Genomic DNA, 14,200 nt, shown 5'->3' on the forward strand with positions numbered 1-14,200 from the left:
TGCGCCCTGCCGCCGACCCGTGGCGGCGGGGTCCCTCCCCTTGCACCGCACTCGCCCGCCCCCATGCGGCATTCCCCCAGATCGAGTAGGCTCTTGCCATGTTCTGGCCACGACCCCTGCTCTCCTCGCTGCTGGCGCTGCTGACCGCTGTTGCGCCCGCCCTGGCCATCACCGATACGCCCGACGTGCATACGATCGGGGTCCTCGCCTTCGAAGACCTCGAGGCCACCGAGGCGCGCTGGCAACCCACGGCCGACTATCTGAGCGAAAGCATCTCCGACGCCGCGTTCCGGATCCGTGCGCTCGACTACGCTGACCTCAATCGCGCCGTCGAATCGGGGGAGCTGGACTTCGTACTGACCAACACCGGACACTACGTGCGGCTGGAGGCGCAGCAGGGCATTACCCGGCTGGCCACCCTCATCGGGAGCGAGCAGGGCCAACCGGTCCGCCAGTTCGGCGGCGTGGTCCTGGTACCCGCCGGGCGCGAAGACCTGCAGACCCTGCCCGACCTGCGTGGCCAGCGCCTGCTCGCCGTAGACCAGGACTCGCTGGGGGGGTGGCAGGCCGGCCATTTCGAACTGCATCGCGCCGGGATCGACCCGTTCGAGGATCTCGAATCGCTCACCTTCACCGGGATGCCGCACCGCCTGGTGATCGACGCCCTGCTTGCCGGCGAGGCCGACGCCGGGATGGTCCGTACCGGGCTGCTGGAATCGCTGATAGAAGCGGGCGAGATCCCCTCGGATGCCCTTCGAGTACTGCAGCCGCGCGAAACCGCCGAATTCCCGCTGGCCCACACGACCCGGCTGTACCCGGAATGGCCCTTCTCGCGTCTGGACCACACCCCCGATGCAATCGCGGAGGCGGTCACCATCGCCCTGCTGCGCCTGCCGGCCGATCACCTCGCGGCCAGCGCAGGCGGCTACCACGGCTGGTCGGCCCCCCTGTCCTACACCCCGGTGCACCAGTTGTTCGAGACGCTGGGCCTGCCGCCCTACGAACCGACGCTAGTGCTGGATCTCCGCGCCCTCCTGGAGGCCCGCCCGGAGATCCCGCTGGGGTTTCTGCTGGCCCTGCTGCTGCTTTCGACGCTGGCCGTGGTGCATTACCGCCGGCTGAACGCCCAGCTGGCCCTGGAAGTTGACCAACGGCGCGAGGCGGAATCGCGCCTGCGCGCGCACGAGGCGCGCCTGGCCTATCAGGCCGGCCACGACCCGCTGACCGGGCTGCCCAACCGCGTATTGCTGCACCAGCGGCTGGACAGCGCCATGGCCGAGGCCCGGCACCAGAAGGACCGAATAGCAGTGCTGTTCATGGATCTCGACCGCTTCAAGACCATCAACGACAGCCTGGGCCACGCGGTCGGGGACGAGCTGTTGCAAATCCTCGGAGAGCGCCTGAAAGAGCGCTTCCGGGCCCAGACCGTGGCACGCATCGGCGGGGACGAATTCATCGTGGTGCTCGATGACATCCGCGACCGGCCCGATGTCGAGGCACGCGCCCGCGAACTGCTGGAGCTGATCGCGGAGTCCTTCGCGGTCGGGGGCTGGCGCGACCTGCAGGTGGGCGCGAGCATCGGCATCTCGCTTTTCCCCGACCATGCCAGGGATGCCGGAGAGCTGATCACTCAGGCGGATGCGGCGATGTACGAGGCGAAGGATGCCGGCCGCAATACGTTCCGCTTCTACAGCCATTCGATGACCGAGGCGGCGAGCCGCCGCCTGGAGATCGAGAACCGCCTCCGCCGGGCCCTGGCGCAGGACGAGCTCGAGGTCTTCTATCAGCCACAGGTACGGATGGCCACCGGCCGCATCACGGGGGTCGAGGCCCTGGTGCGCTGGCGCGACCCGGAAGAAGGCCTGATCTCTCCGAACGTGTTCATCCCGGTCGCGGAAGAGACCGGCCTGATCGGGGCGGTCGGCGACTTCGTGCTGGAGCAGGCCTGCCGCCAGGTGATCGAGTGGGACCGCTCCGGACACCCTCCGCTCGAGGTCTCGGTCAACCTGTCCGGACACCAGATCGCCGCGCCCGGCCTGCCGCGCCGGATTCGTCAGGTACTGCGCAACACGGGCCTGGAACCACGCCGTCTGACCCTCGAGATTACCGAGAGCACCCTGATGCACCAGGCCGAGGCCACCCGCGGCACACTGGAACAACTGAAATCCCTTGGCGTATTGCTGGCGATCGACGACTTCGGCACTGGATATTCGTCGCTTGCCTACCTGAAGGAGTTCGCGATCGACATCCTGAAGATCGACCAGACGTTCGTGCGCGACCTGCCGGAGGACCGCAACGACGTGGAACTGACCATGGCGATCATCAGCATGGCCCACAACCTGGGGCTGGACGTGCTGGCGGAAGGCGTGGAGACCGAGGCCCAGCGGAGCTTTCTCGCCTCGCAGGGCTGCGATGCCTGGCAGGGCTACCTGACCACGCCCCCCGTGCCCCCCGAGCGAGTGATCGAGCTGGTGCAGTCCAACCACCCTTCGAGCGCCCGCCAAACCGGAAGCTGAAACGAAAAAAGGCCTGCGTCTGCAGGCCTTTTCTCTGATGTATTGGTGGAGCGGAGGAGGATCGAACTCCCGACCTTCGCATTGCGAACGCGACGCTCTCCCAGCTGAGCTACCGCCCCAATCAAGGCGCGCATTCTAGCAACTCCCGACGAGCGCGGGAAGAGACAGTCGCGTAATCCCTGCCCGTCGCCCTTGCCCAGGCTGACCAAGCGGCGTTCCTCGCCCCATCCCGGGTGCCAGCACAGGCCCGGAACCGGGTGGAAAACGCGATGCCTAGCACCTTTTTCAGCCGTTGTCCGACCACACGTGCCATTTTCGTGGTGCAGGTCACGTCAGACACGCTTAGACCTGATCTAGTCTTAATGTATGTTAGAAGTACGTCGGAAATCCGTCGTAGCTACCGTCTCTTCAAGGAGGCGTCTCTGCCGCATGGTCTGCCGAGACATTCACAACTTTCAGTTGCAGTCCGATCCGGAATGAGTCTCTCTGTCCGCATATTGGGCGCTAGTGGCGGCATCGGCCCCAACCGTCGCACGACATCGATTCTGATCGACGAAGATATCCTGATCGACGCCGGCAGTGGGGTCGGTGACCTGACTCTGGGCGAATTACAAAAGGTCCGTCACGTATTTCTGACCCATTCGCACCTCGACCACATCGGATTTCTGCCGATGCTCGCGGACATGGTGTATTCACCGGACGCGCCCCCCATCCAGATCCATGCGCTACCGGCCACCCTGCAGGCCCTGCGCGAACATGTGTTCAACTGGGTGATCTGGCCCGACTTCACCTGTCTCCCCTCTCCCGAGCGGCCCCTGCTGCAGTTTCAGTCGATTCAGCCGGGGCAGCAGGTAATGATCGGATCGCGCGAGATTCATATCCTGCCTGCGCTGCATACGGTGCCCGCCGTGGGGTACGGCGTGATGCACAACGACGGCATGGGCTTCGCGTTCACCGGAGACACCTCGTCTTCCGGGGCCCTGTGGGATGCCTTGAATACCCTGCCCTATCTGGACTTGTTGATGATCGAGTCCGGGCTGCCGGACGAAATGGACGGCATGGCCGAGCTGGCCAAGCATTACACCCCGCATCGTCTTGCGGACGACCTGGAGGCGCTCCATCACCAGCCACGGATCGCCATCACACACCTGAAGCCCGGACATGAATCCGCCATCCGCCGGCAGCTCCAGCAGTCGCGGCATGCGAGCCGGATGGTGCTACTGGAAGGCAGCGAGCGGTTCGAACTGCATGCCCAGAACCGGGCCCTCAAGGTCGGATAGGCTCTCAGCCGCAACGCCCGGCCTGCATCAGGCCATTCCCGTTCCCTCACCGTCACACGGCTGTAACATCTCTGTTATCTAATGCAGGGCATCCTGAACTCGGGAATGGGTCATGGCTGTAAAGATACTGCTGGTCGAGGATGACACCGCAATCCGCGAAATGCTCCAGCTGCCGTTGCACAAGGCCGGATACGCGGTGCGCGAGGCGGGCGATGTGCGCACTGCCAAGGCCCTGCTGCTGGAAGATCCCCCCGATCTGATCCTGCTCGACTGGATGCTGCCGGACACGAGCGGCCTCGATTGGGCGCGCACGCTAAAGGCCAGCCCGCTCACCAAGGACATCCCGATCATCATGCTGACGGCCCGCGGCGAAGAAGAAGACCGCGTGCGCGGGCTGGATGTGGGTGCCGACGACTACGTGACCAAACCGTTCTCGCCACGCGAACTGGTTGCCCGTATAAAGGCCGTGCTACGGCGTACCGCGCCGATCACCAGCGAAGAGCCGGTGGAAGTCGAGGGTCTGCGTCTGGACCCGGTCTCGCACCGCGTGAGCGGCAACGGCGAGGCCCTGTCGATGGGCCCGACCGAATACAACCTCCTGCACTTCTTCATGACCCACCAGGACCGCGTGTTCACCCGCGGCCAGTTGCTGGACCAGGTCTGGGGCACCAATGTGTACGTCGAGGAACGCACCGTGGACGTGCATATCCGGCGCCTGCGCAAGGCGCTGGCGCTGACCGGGCATGACCACCTCGTGCAAACCGTACGCGGATCGGGGTACCGTTTCTCCCAGACTCCCTGACCGCGGCCGGCGCCGCGAGCTCCAATCACCCCACTCGGTCGTCCGATGCAATCACGCAACCCCTGGCCCGGTGTCATCGCGGGAACCCTGCTGGTCGGTGTCCCGATCGCGCTGCTCGGCTGGAGCATGGGGCAGTTCTGGGCCACGATCGCGTTCCTGCTGGGGGCGGCGCTGTTCTGGAACCTCTCGCACCTGTTGCTGCTGGAACGCTGGCTGCGACAGGGTGGGCGCAGCGAACCACCGGATGTGCGCGGGCTTTGGGGGCTGGCCTTCGACCATCTTTACCGCCGACGCCGGCGCCACGAACATCGCGTCCACCGGCTGCGCCAGTACCTCGAGCGCTACCGCGACTCGGCACGGGCGATGCCGGATGCAGTCGTGGTCCTGAATGACGATCTGCGCATCGAGTGGCTGAACGAAATGGCCACGCAGCTGCTGGGACTCAACTGGCCGGAGGACGAGGGCCAGCGCATCACGCACCTGCTGCGCAATCCGGCATTCATCACGTTCATGGAGAGCGCGCGCACCACGCCGGGCAGCGTGACCACACCCTCCCCGATCTACGACGACCAGCAGCTGGAATTCCGCCTGGTGCCCTATGGCGATGCGCAATTCCTGCTGCTGGCGCGGGACACCACGCACCTGCACCGGTTGGAAGTGATGCGGCGCGACTTCATTGCGAATGTCTCGCACGAGCTGCGCACGCCGTTGACCGTACTGTACGGAGTTGTGGAAACGCTGGAAGACGAACTGGCGGACCAGCCGGACAAGGCGCGCTCGGTCCAGCTGCTGCGCGAGCAGTCCGAACGCATGAAGCTGCTGGTCGACGACCTGCTGACCCTCTCCCGCCTGGAGACCGGCAGCCCGCAGGGCCCGCCACAATGGGTCGACGTCGGGGCCATGCTGGACACGCTGAAAGGCGAGGCGGAACTGCTCTCCGGCGACCAGCGCCACCGCATCGAGATCCACGCACAGCACGGGCTCCAGTTACAGGGGGCCGAGAACGAATTGCGCTCGGCCTTCGCCAATCTCATCTTCAATGCGATCAAGTACACCCCGGCCGGGACCCGCATCGAGGTCCGCTGGAAATCCGACCCGGACGGCGCGCGCCTCAGCGTAATCGACGAGGGACCGGGGATCGCCCGCCACCACCTTCACCGCCTGACCGAACGCTTCTACCGGGTGGACGCCGGCCGCGACCAGCGCCGCGGCGGAACCGGGCTCGGACTGGCCATCGTCAAGCATGTGCTCGCGCGACACGGCGGCCACCTGGAGATCGACAGCCAGCTCGGTCGCGGCACGCGCTTCACCTGCCTGTTCCCCCTCTCGATCACCCGCACCAAGCCCACCGAGCCCGCCAAAAACTGACGCCCTGCGATGTCACACGGCTGTCATGTCCCCGTCACAGGAGCGTCAACGCGGCTCCGCATAATCCCCCTCCAAGGTCGCTTGAAGTGACCTTGCAAGAATTCCATTCAAGGGGAGATTCCCATGTTGTTGAAGCGCAGCATTCTGGCCCTGGCCACCGCCACCGCAATGGCCGTTACGCCGTTTACCGCCTCCGCCGAAGTCGATGCCGACATCCCGGCCTACGAGGCGGTCTCCGGGATTTCCGGCAACCTGTCGAGCATCGGCTCCGACACCCTGAACAACCTGATGACGCTGTGGGCCGAGGAGTTCCAGAACTTCTACCCGAACGTCAACGTCCAGATCCAGGGTGCCGGCACCTCCACCGCGCCGCCGGCCCTGACCGAGGGCACCGCCGACTTCGGCCCGATGTCGCGCATGCCGCGTGACAGCGAGCATGCCGAGTTCGAAGAGCGCCACGGCTACGAAATGACCGCCGTCCCGGTCGCGATCGACACCATCGCCGTGTACGTGAACCGCGACAACCCGATCGAGGGCCTGACCCTCGAACAGACCGATGCGATCTTCTCCTCCACCCGCCGCTGCGGTGGGGCCGAGGATATTACGCGCTGGGGCCAGGTCGGCCTCGACGGTTCCTGGGAAAACCGCGACATCACGCTCTACAGCCGTAACGCGGTCTCCGGCACCTATGGCTTCTTCCGCCAGCACGCCCTGTGCGACGGTGACTTCAAGGATTCGGTCAATGAACAGCCCGGTTCCGCCTCGGTGGTCCAGGGTGTCTCCGAGTCGCTGAACGGCATTGGCTACTCCGGCATCGGCTACATGACCTCCGGTGTTCGCGCCGTCCCGCTGGGCGAGAACGAGGGCGAGTACTACGAGCCGAACGCCGAAAACGCCTCGACCGGAGACTACCCGCTGGCCCGCTTCCTCTACGTGATGGTCAACAAGCACCCGGAAGACGGCCTGACCCCGCGCGCGGCCGAGTTCCTGAAGATGGTGCTGTCGAAGGAAGGCCAGGAAGTCGTGGTGCGTGACGGGTTCATCCCGCTGCCGGCCGCCGTGGCCGAACGCGAGCGTAAGAACCTCGGTCTGGAATAACCCAGGCCTCGCGCCGGCCATCTCCGGATGGCCCGAACCGGGTCCCTCGCGGGGCCCGGTTTTTTTGTGCCCGCCTCTTGCTGCCCGCCCGCTCGACCCGCAATACAGCGTTCAACGGTCCGTCACATGGCTGTCACGTTTCTGTCATGAAGCGGCCGTAGCATGCCGGCCAGTTGCACCCTACACCCGCCGCATCAGGGGACCCTGAATGTCCAGCCTCTCCGCCACCTCGACGCTCGGCCGCTTCCAGCGCTGGCGCCGCACCAAGGACCGCACCGCCCGTTACACCATCGGCTTTTTCGGTGTGGCCGTGGTTGGTGCACTGACCCTGATGTTCGTGTATCTCGCCAGCGAGACACTGCCCATGTTCCAGGGCGCGACCCTGGAGCCGCGCACGGAATACGCGGCTCCAGGCGGCGCCGACACGCAGACCATCCATCTGGCAGTGAACCGTCATCGCGAGATGGCGGTTCGCCTGACCGAAGACCGACGCGCCCTCTTCTTCCGCCCCTACAGCGGCGACATCGTGAAAGAAGAGTCGCTACCGATCCCGGAGGATGTGCAGGTCACCAGCTTCAGCGCGGCCGAGCCGCGCACGCGCCTGGTGGCCGCGGGCCTGGACAATGGGCAGGTACTGGCCATCGAGTACGAATACAACGAGCGTTTCAGTCCCGAAGGCCGTCTGTACGACCCGGGCCTGGTGTACCCCCTGGGGGACGAAGACTCCGCGCTGCTGGACGTGGACGACGACGGCCGCGCGATCTCGGTGGTCGGCATACAGCGCGGCTCCAGCGGCATCCGCGTCGCCGCTGCGACGGAAAATGGCGATCTCAAGCTGGTGCGCTTCGAGAAACGCACCTCGATGATGACCGGCGAGACCGAGGTCCGACGCTCCGCCTACGACCTGCCCTCGCTCCCGGATGGCGCCACGCCGACCCGCATCCTGCTGGATATCACCGGCCGCCACATGCTGGTCGGCGACGATCAGGGGCAGCTGCACTTCTTCGACATCAACAACCCCTCGCGCGCCAGCCTGGTCGACAGCAAGCGCGTGATCCGCGGCGATGATGCCGAGGTGACCTCGCTGGAGTATCTGCTCGGCACGGTCTCCATCATCGTCGGGGGCTCCGACGGCACGGTCGCCCAGTACATGCTGGTGCGCGACGACGACAACGTGAATCGCATCACCCGCGTACGCGATTTCCCGTCGCATGCCGGCCTGATTCGCAACACCCAGCCGGAGTACATCCGCAAGGGCTTCCTGACCGCCGACGATCAGGGCGAGGTCAAGATCCACTACTCCACCTCTCAACGGACCCTGATCGAACGCCAGATCACCGACCAGCCGCTGCACCGGGTGTATGTCGACCCGCGCAACCGCCTGCTGATCGGCATCGACGACGACGAGACCTGGCACCTGCAGGACCTGTCCAACCCGCACCCGGAGGTCTCTTTCCACGTACTGTGGCAAAAGGTCTGGTACGAGGGCCGCTCCGGGGGTGACTACGTCTGGCAGTCGTCCTCGGCCACCGACGAGTTCGAGCCGAAATTCTCGCTGGTGCCCCTGACCATCGGTACCATCAAGGCCGCGTTCTACGCGATGCTGTTCGCCACCCCGCTGGCGATCATGGGGGCGATCTATAGCGCCTACTTCATGTCGCGGCGCATGCGCAGCATCACCAAACCCTCGATCGAGCTGATGGAGGCGCTGCCGACGGTCATCCTCGGCTTCCTCGCCGGGCTGTGGCTGGCCCCGTTCATCGAGGCCAATCTGCCGGCTGTCGTCAGCATCCTGATCCTGATACCGCTGGGCATGCTGGTCGCCGCGTTCCTGTGGACCCGTGTGCTGCCGGAGAATCTGCGCAATCTCGTGCCCGCCGGCTGGGAGGCCGCGATCCTGATCCCGGTGATCCTGGTCATCGGCTGGTTCTCGGTCTCCATGAGCCCGCTGATCGAGGTCTGGATGTTCGGTGGCGATGCCCGCCAGTGGCTGACCGATCAGGGCATCACCTACGACCAGCGCAACGCGCTCGTGATCGGCATCGCGATGGGCTTCGCCGTGATCCCGACCATCTACTCGATCTCCGAGGATGCGGTGTTCAACGTGCCCAGGCACCTGACCCAGGGCTCGCTGGCCCTGGGCGCGACCCCGTGGCAGACCGTGGTGCGCGTGGTGCTGCTGACCGCCAGCCCCGGGATCTTCTCCGCGGTGATGATCGGCTTCGGCCGCGCGGTGGGCGAGACCATGATCGTTCTGATGGCGACCGGCAACTCCCCGGTGGTCAACTTCAACATTTTCGAGGGCATGCGCACGCTCTCCGCGAACATCGCGGTGGAGATGCCGGAGGCCGCCGTCGGCAGCACCCATTTCCGCATCCTGTTCCTGGCCGCCCTGGTCCTGTTCGCGCTGACCTTTGCGGTAAACACGGTCGCCGAGATCGTGCGCCAGCGCCTGCGCCAGAAATACAGCTCCCTTTGAGGCATACCCGATGAATCGTTGGTTCAAATCCGGCACCCCGTGGATCTGGCTGAATGCCGGAGCAGTCGCTGCCTCGCTGGTGATGGTCTTCGGCCTGATCCTGATGATCGCCGTGAACGGCCTGTCCTTCTTCTGGCCCTCGGAGGTCATCGAGTTCGAATACCAGACGGAGCAGGACTCCGAACCCCGGCGCGTCATGGGTGAGCTGCAACGCTCGGAGACCATGACCGCCCAGGCCATGCGCGACGCTGGATTCACCGTACCGGAAGGCCAGGACATCGTGGTCCGTCACCTGATCAAGCGCGGCAATCGCGACCTCGACAGCCGCGACTTCCAGTGGTACCTGGACGACTTCATGTCCGAATGGGAACGCCCGCGCGACGTGGTGGTGCTGGAGCGTCTGCAGTGGGGCGATTTCTACGGCTACATCCGCGAATACCAGGAAGACGGCGACACGGTCGCCGAGGGTGGCGAGGCGCGAACCGCGTTCGAGGAACGCATGCCGCAGACCCGCGAGCTGGTTCAACAGATCGAGCGCATCGAGCGTATCGAGATCGGCCGGGTGAACTTCGAGCTCGAGCGCCTGCGCATCGCCCAGCGCGGCGTCGAGCGTGCCGAAGAGCTGTCGCTGGAGGAGCGCGGCCAGCGCCAGGAGGAGCTGGACGCCGAGCGCGCGGAGCTGGACGCCCGCTACGCCGAACTGGAGGCCGAACGTAACGCCCTGCGCGAAGAACTGGCCCGCTTTGCGATCGTGCTGGAGACCGCCGACGGGCAGCACGCGACGATCCCGCTTTCGCGCATCGTGAACGCCTGGTGGCCGAACGACATGAGCGTGCCGGCCAAGCTACGCCACTATGTCGTCGCCTTCTGGGACTTCATGACCGGCTACCCGCGCGAGGCGAACACCGAGGGCGGCATCCTGCCGGCGATCTTCGGCACCGTGCTGATGGTCATCCTGATGTCCATCGTGGTGACCCCGTTCGGCGTGCTCGCTGCGATCTACCTGCGCGAGTACGCGAAGCAGGGCCCACTGGTGCGCACCATCCGTATCTCGGTGAACAACCTCGCCGGGGTCCCGTCGATCGTGTTCGGGGTGTTCGGGCTCGGCTTCTTCGTGTACCTGATTGGCGGCAACATCGACCAGATCTTCTTCCGCGATGCCCTCCCCTCGCCGACCTTCGGCTCGCCCGCGATCATCTGGGCCTCGCTCACACTCGCGCTACTGACGCTGCCGGTGGTGATCGTCTCCACCGAGGAAGGCCTGACCCGGATCGGCGCCAGCATCCGCCACGGCTCGCTGGCACTGGGCGCGACCAAGGCCGAGACCCTGTGGCGCCTGATCGTGCCGCTGTCGGCCCCGGCGATGATGACCGGGCTGATCCTGGCCGTGGCGCGTGCCGCGGGCGAGGTGGCGCCGCTGATGCTGGTCGGCGTGGTCAAGCTGGCGCCGACCCTGCCGCTGGATGGCAACTTCCCCTATCTGCACCTGGACCGCGCGTTCATGCACCTGGGCTTCCATATCTTCGACGTCGGCTTCCAGAGCCCGAACGTCGAGGCCGGCCGCCCGCTGGTCTACGCCACCGCCCTGGTGCTGGTAATGCTGATCATCGTGCTCAACCTGACCGCGATCTCGATCCGCAACTACCTGCGCGAGAAATACCGCGCCGACAGCGATTGAGTTGCCCGATGCACAACGCCTCCCGCAAACACCGTCATTGCGAGGCCCCGAAGGGGCCGCGGCAACCTCCCGCCGCCACCCCGACGCCTGCCCGGGGTCGCGTCGGGGCCGACCCACGGAGATCGCCACGCGCCTGCGGCGCTCGCGATGACGGTGCTTTTCCGAACCGTCGCGAGGACGGGATGCGTCGAACCCTGTTTCCCATGGAGTACCCGAGATGAGTGACACCGCTACCCACGCCGTCAACGTGACGCAAGGCGACCGACCCGACCGCGGCCTGCGGCTCTCCAGTGAGGAGATCTGCCTGACCGCCGAGGACCTGAAGCTGTTCTATGGTGAGGATCAGGCCCTGAAGGGCATTGACATCCAGATCCCGAAGAACCGGATCACGGCATTCATCGGCCCGTCCGGCTGCGGCAAGTCCACGTTCCTGCGCTGTTTCAACCGCATGAACGACCTGATCGATGCCGCCCGCATCGAAGGCACGATCCGGCTCGACGGCGACGACATCTACGAAAAGGCCGTGGACGTGCCGGAGCTGCGCCGTCGCGTCGGCATGGTGTTCCAGAAGCCCAACCCGTTCCCGAAGTCCATCTACGAGAACGTGGCCTACGGCCTGCGGCTGCAGGGTGTCAAGAATCGCCGACGCCTGGACGAGGTGGTGGAAAAGTCGCTCAAGCGTGCCGCGCTGTGGGACGAGGTCAAGGATCGCCTGCACGAGAACGCCTTTGGCCTGTCCGGCGGTCAGCAGCAGCGTCTGGTGATCGCCCGCGCGATCGCGATCGACCCCGAGGTCCTGCTGCTGGACGAGCCCTGCTCCGCGCTGGACCCGCTGGCCACGCTGAAGATCGAGGAGTTGATGATCGAGCTGAAGAAGGATTACACGCTGGTCATCGTCACCCACAACATGCAGCAGGCCGCACGCGTGTCCGACTACACCGCCTTCATGTACATGGGCGAGCTGATCGAATACGCCGACACCGACACCCTGTTCACCTCGCCTGCCAAGAAGCAGACCGAGGACTACATCACCGGCCGCTTCGGTTAGGCCATTTCGGATCAGGAGTCCGGATCATGGACAAGAGTTTCTTCAAACAGCACATCTCCCAGCAGTTCAATGCCGAGCTGGAGGACATTATCAAAAAGGTGATGACCATGGGAGGCCTGGTCGAGCAGCAGCTCGGCGATGCGGTGAACGCAATGGTCGAGGGAGACACCGAACTGGCGGAGACCGTCATGACCTCCGACTACAAGATCAACGCCCTGGAGGTCGAGATTGACGAGGAATGCACGCACATCCTCGCCCGACGCCAACCTACCGCTTCGGACCTGCGCCTGGTGATCGCGGTGATCAAGACCATCACCGACCTGGAGCGAATGGGCGACGAGGCCGAGCGCGTGGGCCGCATGGGCCTGCAACTCCTGGACTCGGACCGCCGTGAGGCGCCCATGGACGAGATCGCGAAGATGGGCCAGCTGGTGCGCGAGATGACGCGTGGCGTGCTGGATGCCTTTGCCCGCATGGATACCGAACAGGCCGTGCGCGTCGCACAGCAGGACATCCAGATCGACAGCCTGTACGAGGACATCACGCACAAGCTGATGAAGCAGATGACGGCCGCTCCCGACGCGGTGCCGCGCTTGATGGACATCGTCTGGGCCACCCGCTCGCTGGAACGGATCGGTGACCGTGCGCGCAACATCTGCGAGTACGTGGTGTATTTCGTGAAGGGCAAGAACGTTCGCCACACCAGCTACGACCAGATGGCCGCCGAGGCCACAGGAGATCGCCACTAATACGAAGGTTCCGCATCCGCGAACGGCGCGCGAGTAGACAACGGCACGGCAATCAGGCTCAAAATAGGGTTCAACACACCCGCCCTGACCCCTGGTACCCGATGCCGCGTTTCATCTCGACGTTGTTTGTCCTTTGCAGCCTGACACTGCCCACGGCCGTTGGCAGTCTGGCCGCTGCGGATGAGCCGGAAGAGGCCGTCCCCTCTTCCAAGGTCGAGGCACTGCTCGAGAAGACCGAACTCCCCGATGGCGTCGCATTCGAGATTGTCGAAAACGACCGCGCGGCCCTGAGTGCCCTGCTGCCCGAGATTCAAGCGAACATCCGGGTGCTGCGCCAGCGCGACCCGGACCTGCCGATTGCGGTCGTCACCCACGGAGCGGAGCAGTTCACTCTCACCCGCGCCGAGGCCGTGGCGCATGGCTCGCTCCACGCCGAGATCGAGTCTTTGGTGATGGATGACGGCGTCAACGTCGTGGTCTGCGGGACCTTCGCCGGCTGGCGCGATCTCGAGCCCGATGCCTTCCCCGAGCATGTCGAGGTGGCCACGGCCGCACCGGACCGGCTGAATGACCTGGAGGCCGCAGGCTACACCGTGATCCGCCTGCGTCCGTCCCTGCTGGACGCCCCGGCGGAAGACCCCTGGGAGTTCGACTTCGGCCAGCCGTGACGTGCCACGCCCGATGCGGGCTCTGTCACCCGCCAGGGGGCTTGTGGCATCCTTTCGCGCATGCGATTTCTGATCCGATGGTTTTTCCGCGGCGTACGCCTGATCCTCACGCCGTTCATGCTGATTGGCGAGCGCCTGTCGCGCCCGCGCGGCATCGAACGCGACCCCGCCGACCAGGCCCGCGTTGACGAACAGACGCGCCACCTCGCGCTTTACCATTTCCCGGCCTGCCCGTTCTGCATCCGGGCCCGCCGTACCATGCAGCGGCTGTCGCTCGACATCGAGTTGCGCAATGCCCAGGCGGCCGGCCCTCACCGCGAGGAGCTGCAGACCGAGGGCGGCAAGCTGCAGGTGCCCTGCCTGCGCATCGAGGAACCGGACGGCCAGGTACGCTGGCTGTACGAGTCGGATGCGATCGGCGAATATCTGCGCGAGCGCTTCGACCCGAACCGCCCGGACGGTAGCTCCGGAGATGCCGCGGTGTCCGGGGACTCCCGCGCCTGACCGCGACAGG

General features: G+C 65.4%; 11 protein-coding genes and 1 tRNA gene. 11 read left to right on the top strand and 1 reads right to left on the bottom strand.

Annotated features, from left to right (window positions below):
- Nucleotides 1-98 precede the first annotated feature (98 nt).
- The gene (locus tag C936_RS0111850) at nucleotides 99-2,516 is read left to right on the top strand and encodes a bifunctional diguanylate cyclase/phosphodiesterase (protein WP_018139113.1); all 2,418 of its coding nucleotides are present in this window, start codon (nucleotides 99-101) and stop codon (nucleotides 2,514-2,516) included.
- 43 nt (nucleotides 2,517-2,559) lie between these two features.
- Here the strand turns inward: C936_RS0111850 and C936_RS0111855 are convergent.
- A tRNA-Ala gene (locus C936_RS0111855) sits at nucleotides 2,560-2,635 on the bottom strand.
- A 357-nt stretch (nucleotides 2,636-2,992) separates the two neighbouring features.
- Between C936_RS0111855 and C936_RS0111860 the strand changes: the two genes are divergently transcribed.
- The 10 genes from C936_RS0111860 (at nucleotide 2,993) to C936_RS0111905 (ending at nucleotide 14,190) form a co-directional block, all read left to right on the top strand.
- The gene (locus tag C936_RS0111860) at nucleotides 2,993-3,796 is read left to right on the top strand and encodes an MBL fold metallo-hydrolase (RefSeq protein WP_038044208.1); all 804 of its coding nucleotides are present in this window, start codon (nucleotides 2,993-2,995) and stop codon (nucleotides 3,794-3,796) included.
- A gap of 112 nt (nucleotides 3,797-3,908) precedes the next feature.
- On the top strand, nucleotides 3,909-4,598 hold the full coding sequence (gene phoB, locus C936_RS0111865; RefSeq protein WP_018139115.1) for a phosphate regulon transcriptional regulator PhoB: 690 nt from the start codon (nucleotides 3,909-3,911) through the stop codon (nucleotides 4,596-4,598).
- Between the two features lie 45 nt (nucleotides 4,599-4,643).
- A complete protein-coding gene (phoR, locus tag C936_RS0111870; protein ID WP_018139116.1) occupies nucleotides 4,644-5,966 on the top strand; it encodes a phosphate regulon sensor histidine kinase PhoR in 1,323 nt (440 codons plus the stop codon).
- Between the two features lie 123 nt (nucleotides 5,967-6,089).
- The gene (locus tag C936_RS0111875; RefSeq protein WP_018139117.1) at nucleotides 6,090-7,064 is read left to right on the top strand and encodes a PstS family phosphate ABC transporter substrate-binding protein; all 975 of its coding nucleotides are present in this window, start codon (nucleotides 6,090-6,092) and stop codon (nucleotides 7,062-7,064) included.
- Between the two features lie 208 nt (nucleotides 7,065-7,272).
- Nucleotides 7,273-9,543, top strand: coding sequence for an ABC transporter permease subunit (locus C936_RS0111880; protein ID WP_018649365.1), 2,271 nt, complete (start codon nucleotides 7,273-7,275; stop codon nucleotides 9,541-9,543).
- Nucleotides 9,544-9,553: 10 nt separating this feature from the next.
- Nucleotides 9,554-11,221 carry a phosphate ABC transporter permease PstA gene (pstA, locus tag C936_RS0111885; RefSeq protein WP_018649364.1) on the top strand — a complete coding sequence of 556 codons (1,668 nt, stop codon included), beginning with the start codon at nucleotides 9,554-9,556 and terminating at the stop codon, nucleotides 11,219-11,221.
- 217 nt (nucleotides 11,222-11,438) lie between these two features.
- Nucleotides 11,439-12,269: a phosphate ABC transporter ATP-binding protein PstB gene (gene pstB / locus C936_RS0111890; protein ID WP_018139120.1), complete on the top strand. Its 831-nt coding sequence runs from the start codon at nucleotides 11,439-11,441 to the stop codon at nucleotides 12,267-12,269.
- A 26-nt stretch (nucleotides 12,270-12,295) separates the two neighbouring features.
- Nucleotides 12,296-13,018 (top strand): phosphate signaling complex protein PhoU, encoded by a 723-nt coding sequence (gene phoU, locus C936_RS0111895; RefSeq protein WP_018649363.1) that lies wholly within the window; start codon nucleotides 12,296-12,298, stop codon nucleotides 13,016-13,018.
- A 101-nt stretch (nucleotides 13,019-13,119) separates the two neighbouring features.
- The gene (locus C936_RS0111900) at nucleotides 13,120-13,686 is read left to right on the top strand and encodes a DsrE family protein (RefSeq protein WP_018649362.1); all 567 of its coding nucleotides are present in this window, start codon (nucleotides 13,120-13,122) and stop codon (nucleotides 13,684-13,686) included.
- Between the two features lie 60 nt (nucleotides 13,687-13,746).
- Complete coding sequence (locus C936_RS0111905) at nucleotides 13,747-14,190, top strand: glutathione S-transferase N-terminal domain-containing protein (RefSeq protein ID WP_018139122.1); 444 nt, start codon at nucleotides 13,747-13,749, stop codon at nucleotides 14,188-14,190.
- Nucleotides 14,191-14,200 lie beyond the last annotated feature (10 nt).

This window comes from Thioalkalivibrio sp. ALJ4 (genome assembly GCF_000377225.1).
Classification (GTDB): domain Bacteria; phylum Pseudomonadota; class Gammaproteobacteria; order Ectothiorhodospirales; family Ectothiorhodospiraceae; genus Thioalkalivibrio.

Bases quoted from the DNA above. Each gene is read 5' to 3' on its own strand.
- C936_RS0111875 (WP_018139117.1), top strand. From the start codon at position 6,090: ATGTTGTTGAAGCGCAGCATTCTGGCCCTGGCCACCGCCACCGCAATG.
- C936_RS0111850 (WP_018139113.1), top strand. From the start codon at position 99: ATGTTCTGGCCACGACCCCTGCTCTCCTCGCTGCTGGCGCTGCTGACC.
- C936_RS0111880 (WP_018649365.1), top strand. From the start codon at position 7,273: ATGTCCAGCCTCTCCGCCACCTCGACGCTCGGCCGCTTCCAGCGCTGG.
- C936_RS0111905 (WP_018139122.1), top strand. From the start codon at position 13,747: ATGCGATTTCTGATCCGATGGTTTTTCCGCGGCGTACGCCTGATCCTC.
- phoR (WP_018139116.1), top strand. From the start codon at position 4,644: ATGCAATCACGCAACCCCTGGCCCGGTGTCATCGCGGGAACCCTGCTG.
- C936_RS0111860 (WP_038044208.1), top strand. From the start codon at position 2,993: ATGAGTCTCTCTGTCCGCATATTGGGCGCTAGTGGCGGCATCGGCCCC.
- pstA (WP_018649364.1), top strand. From the start codon at position 9,554: ATGAATCGTTGGTTCAAATCCGGCACCCCGTGGATCTGGCTGAATGCC.
- phoB (WP_018139115.1), top strand. From the start codon at position 3,909: ATGGCTGTAAAGATACTGCTGGTCGAGGATGACACCGCAATCCGCGAA.
- phoU (WP_018649363.1), top strand. From the start codon at position 12,296: ATGGACAAGAGTTTCTTCAAACAGCACATCTCCCAGCAGTTCAATGCC.
- pstB (WP_018139120.1), top strand. From the start codon at position 11,439: ATGAGTGACACCGCTACCCACGCCGTCAACGTGACGCAAGGCGACCGA.
- C936_RS0111900 (WP_018649362.1), top strand. From the start codon at position 13,120: ATGCCGCGTTTCATCTCGACGTTGTTTGTCCTTTGCAGCCTGACACTG.